The sequence below is a fragment of the Corynebacterium hylobatis genome (assembly GCF_003955685.1).
GTDB lineage: Bacteria > Actinomycetota > Actinomycetes > Mycobacteriales > Mycobacteriaceae > Corynebacterium > Corynebacterium hylobatis.
In genome coordinates this window covers 1-4,801 of record NZ_RXHJ01000041.1, presented here as the reverse complement: position 1 = coordinate 4,801, position 4,801 = coordinate 1, and the positions used below count along the sequence as shown (strand labels likewise).

The 4,801-nt window shown below is 60.3% G+C and carries 3 protein-coding genes and 1 pseudogene; 2 read left to right on the top strand and 2 right to left on the bottom strand.

Annotation, left to right across the window (positions count from 1 at the left end):
• Both EAH68_RS14605 and EAH68_RS14600 read left to right on the top strand, forming a co-directional pair.
• Window positions 1–203, top strand: a pseudogene (locus EAH68_RS14605) (hydroxyquinol 1,2-dioxygenase); the annotation flags it as partial.
• A 27-nt stretch (window positions 204–230) separates the two neighbouring features.
• Window positions 231–2,069, top strand: coding sequence for an FAD-dependent oxidoreductase (locus EAH68_RS14600; RefSeq protein WP_126122058.1), 1,839 nt, complete (start codon window positions 231–233; stop codon window positions 2,067–2,069).
• Window positions 2,070–2,336: 267 nt separating this feature from the next.
• Here the strand turns inward: EAH68_RS14600 and EAH68_RS14595 are convergent, their stop codons facing one another.
• Together EAH68_RS14595 and EAH68_RS14590 are read right to left on the bottom strand one after the other, a co-directional pair.
• Window positions 2,337–2,696 carry a S41 family peptidase gene (locus EAH68_RS14595; protein WP_126122057.1) on the bottom strand — a complete coding sequence of 120 codons (360 nt, stop codon included), beginning with the start codon at window positions 2,694–2,696 and terminating at the stop codon, window positions 2,337–2,339.
• A 214-nt stretch (window positions 2,697–2,910) separates the two neighbouring features.
• The gene (locus EAH68_RS14590; RefSeq protein ID WP_126122056.1) at window positions 2,911–3,456 is read right to left on the bottom strand and encodes a hypothetical protein; all 546 of its coding nucleotides are present in this window, start codon (window positions 3,454–3,456) and stop codon (window positions 2,911–2,913) included.
• Window positions 3,457–4,801 lie beyond the last annotated feature (1,345 nt).

Genomic DNA, 4,801 nt, shown 5'->3' with positions numbered 1-4,801 from the left:
GCACCCTGGTCACCCACATCTTCGTCGACGGTGACCCCCAGCTGGCCATCGGTGACTCCGTCTTCGGGGTCAAGGATTCGCTGATCAAGACCTTTGCGCAGCAGCCGGCGGGTACCCCGACGCCGGACGGGCGGGATCTGGGTGAGCAGGACTGGGCGAAGACCCGCTTCGACATCGTCCTCGCACCGGCAGAGATCAACTAACAACATATTTTAAGGAGAACGAGCATCATGACCACCTCTTCCGCTGATGTCACCACCGACGTCTTCATCATCGGCTCCGGCCCCGCCGGCTCCTCTGCCGCACTCTTCCTGGCCACCTACGGCATTGACTGCGTCGTGGCCAGCAAATACTCCAATACCGCCAACACCCCACGCGCGCACATCACCAACCAGCGCACCGTGGAGCTCATGCGGGACATGGGTATTGAGGACCAGATCAAGGCCGAGGAGGTCCCGCACGACATGATCGGCGAGACCGTGTTCTGCACCGCGATCAACGGCGAGGAATTCGGTCGGGTGCATTCCTGGGGCACCGGACCAGACCGGGAGGGCGAGTACATCGCCGCCTCGCCGTCGCTGAACTGCGACCTGCCCCAGACCCATTTCGAGCCGATCCTGGTGCGCAACGCCATGGCCCGTGGCGCGGTATTCCGCTGGAAGACCGAGTACGTCTCCCACACCCAGGACGCGCACGGTGTGCACACAGTCGTCCGGGACCGGATGTCCGGGCATACCTATACCGTCCACTCGAAGTACCTCATCGGTGCTGATGGTGGCCGCTCCCAGATCGCCGCGGACCTGAACCTGCCCATGGACGGGCAGATGGGGGTGTCCGGTTCGATGAACATCCACTGCGACATGGACCTGAGCGAATACTGCCAGGACCGCCAGTCCTCGCTGTACTGGGTGCTCCAACCGGGGGCTGCAGTCGGTGGTATCGGCCTGGGTCTGGTGCGTATGGTCCGCCCCTGGAACGAGTGGCTGGTGACCTGGGGGTATGACATCAACCAACCACCACCGGAGATGGATGATGCCAAGGCCGCCGACATCGTGCGCAACCTCGTCGGAATCCCGGATCTGGACATCAACATCCGCCACTGGTCGCTGTGGACGGTCAACGACACCTACGCCACGCAGAACATGAAGGGCCGGGTGCTGTGTGTCGGGGATGCCGTGCACCGTCACCCGCCGAGCAACGGCCTGGGGTCCAACACCTCCATCCAGGACTCCTACAACCTCGCCTGGAAGCTGGCCATGATCCTCAAGGGTCAGGCCGGCGAGGGCCTAGCGGCGACCTACAACGAGGAGCGGGTGCCCGTCGCAAAGCAGATCGTGCGCCGGGCGAACAAGTCCATCACAGAGTTCAGCCACGTGCTTGATGCCCTCGGTATTGATCCGGCCGATGACTCCGAGGCCATGCAGGCAGCGATGGATGTGCGTAAGCAGCCCACGGCGGAAGGTGAGCAACGCCGTCAGGCATTGCACGAGGCGTTGAAGATCAAGAACTACGAGTTCAACGCCCTGGGTGTGGAGATGGGTCAGCGCTACGAGTCCTCCGCGGTGGTCTCGGATGGCACCGACTGGCCTGTGCAGGAATCGGATCCGGAGCTGCACTACCAGCCCACGACGCATCCGGGGGCGCGGCTGCCGCACGCCTGGCTCAACGGTGCCAACCCGGCCGCCCCGAAGGTCTCCACCCTGGATATCTGCGGGCAGGGACGCTTCACGGTGCTCACCGGTGTCAACGGTCAGGCGTGGGTGGAGGCGGCGGCGACGGTGTCCGCGGAGCTGGGTATCGAGATCCCCGCTTTCAAGATCGGCCCAGCCCAGGACTACACCGACACCTACGGTGACTGGATGCGCCTGCGGGAGATCGCTGACGACGGGTGTGTGCTGGTCCGCCCCGATAACCACGTCGGCTACCGCGAGGCACACCTGGTGGACGATCCCACCGCCGCCCTGCGGGACGCGCTCGCAGCTATTCTGCACCTCAGCATCAATGACGGCACTGAGGGGCAACGCGAGGACAGTGAGAGCCTACGCAAGCTGCAGGCCGTTGATGTTTAACAACTCCTGGTAGTTCTCCCTCACGGCGAGGACGTCACTGGAAAATACTCACGCGCGTCCACTGTCTAAATACCCGCGCGGGGAGGTGTCACTTCAAGGATAGGGTGTTCCTCGACAGCTTCTTGTTCCGCGAACCTGTTGTGGTGAGGCCATCCTGATCAGCCCGCTCGCCGTTTCGGCGGGTTGGGCTGATTTTCATTTCTACGCCGAACCCTGGCGGGATAAGGGAAAAATGTGTGCTTTCGTAGGTCTGAATACCTGACATGGTCAGCATAAACGCAGATATTCTGCATCCCCAGATGCAGCATCAGCCACCCGTCTGGCTACACCTGGTAAATGAACACAGCTGAACGGGGAAGATTCACGACACCCGGGGGCCTCCACTCGAGTGCAGCTCCGCTGTGCGGTGAGCCAGTTCCTCGCCTCATCCATCGGATCATCGCCGCTCACCTCGTCGGGTTGGATCGCAGTGTCGTTGAAGATCTCCCCCGTCCGGTCCTTCACCTGCGCGACGGTGAGCATCATCTGGGCCTGATCCGGCATGGTCACCACCATGTTCCCGGTGGTGTAGCCCGCGGTCGGCACGCCGAAACTGCGCGCGTTGTCCAGACCGCGGAAAGCCAGCATGGTCACCTCCCCCGCGCACGCTGTTCCCCTCGATCATCACCGGTTGTTCGCTGTGCCGGTCCATGAAGGACATCACCCGGCCATCCGGCAGCAGCCCGGACAGGCCCGCGAACATGGGCCCCATGTCGGGATGAGCCATGCTTGCTGGGAGACAAGTTTCCCCTTTTGATTTGCTGGACGGAGGAAATTGGACCAGCTGTATTATTCAGGGAGCTCAGGGCCCCTCCATCGTGGGGTTGCCATGCTCGTCGTAGTAGCGCGGAGAGGTTTCACCGGTCATCTTGTCGAACCAGATCGGGTTACCGGACTCGTCGTAATAACCGCACACAGCGGCGGGGCCGACACACCCGTCCGCACGCGCAGGTCCGTCGTAATATTCATTTACAGACGGGGCAGGGGCACAGTTCACTGTGTCGGTAACGATTGAACCGTCCGACATGACTGCCGCGTTCCTCTCCCAGCATTGAACGAACCGAGGAGGTCCGTAGGGATCAAAATCTTCAGGGTTCATAAAGGGTGGCGGCGATGGTGCAATATAAGGCTCTTCTACGACAGTTACGGGGTCTGTGTAGGCCTCCTCCACGATCGGCGCTTCTACAGTAGGCTGCGCTACCGTCTCAGAACTAGTGGAAGTTTCGGATGCTTCCGAAGTCACAGTCGTAGTCTGGGTAGCAACAGGCTCCCGGTTTTCCTCTGCGCCACACGCAGTCAGGCCCAGTGCTAAAGCCATTCCTGCAAATGTCGTAATGATCTTCTTCATGTGTTCCCCACTCCGGCTTAGTTCATATCAGAAGTTACCCCGCTTCCCCCCGACATACTTGAATACCCACGACTGGACTCACTCCCCGCCACTGCCCGGAGAAACGAAGACCCTGGGTCCAACCTCAATCTGTCTTCCGATGACAAAATAAATCTCGAGAGACCAGAACTTACGGGTGAGATTCCTCCTGAGCAGCATCCTGTACCTCGCCGTGCCCAAAAGACGAAAAAACCGGAGACCACACCCTCTTTCGAGTTTATGATCTCCGGCCGTTGCAGTTCGAGAACCGCACGTTGTGTGCGGATCGCGATAGGTGGTGAGCCCCACTTTCTTCAGTGGGGTTCCCTACACATCCTCCCGGAGTTCCCGACCGTTTTGAGGCTTCCCAAGCCACTCCCAGCGTCCCACGGCAAAGCTCTGAGAGACCGACCTGAACAACCCGGCCCGACCACAGCACCGGATACCGTTTGTAGGATTCGTCGGCTGCATCGGCCAGGTAGAGCATGGGTCCGAATGCCGGCTCGGAAATCCCCGATCGTTTTCTGGAAGAGACACAAGCTGGTCAGTGCCGAGGCCATACTTAGTGGCCTCGGCACTGACTAGTAGCAGAGCGTGGTTAGGTTCTCGGCGGAATCCTGACTGGAGACCGCCCCAAGTCCTCCCGGATTTGGTTCTTCCGCTTCTTGATCGAGGACGGTCTCGTCCTACCGTTCCGGTGACTTTCTTGAATGGATACATTCGTCGCCGCGACCCACAGCGCAATAAGCAGACTGATCATCGGCTCACGCCGCGGAGACCACTTCAGGTGCTCGAACCCCGCCAGGTGAGGAGACTTCAAAGAGGAAAACCTCTGCTCCGTCGCCGACCGCGCAGCCTCGAAATACGTGGCATGCTCCCACGACCCGGGCGTAAGCCCCCAAGTGGCCATTCTCCACTGATTATCAGACAGCGCCACAGTGACCTGCGACTTGGAACAGCATCGATAGCGCTCAGCCGACCACGTCGGGTTGAGAGTCGGAATAGCCGGGTCATTTGTGTTGACTCATGTCTTCTTTGACAGTGAGTCTCACAGGTTCTGGGACACGGGGGCCCATGACTTTGTGGACAGTGAGGCTCCACGCTTTTTAGGTGTGGAGTCTTACTGCTTTGTGGACGGAAGGTTTCAGGCGCTGTCAGTCAGGTGCGATTCTTGTTGTATTGACGTGGTGGCTTCCGGTGCCAGGCCCCGTCGATGTCGTTAATGGACACCCAGACCGGGGTTGTAGGTGGCAACGGATTCGGAATATGGCACAATTCCTCGCCATCATTGGCGGTGAAGTAGTACACCACTGACTCAGTCCGATGG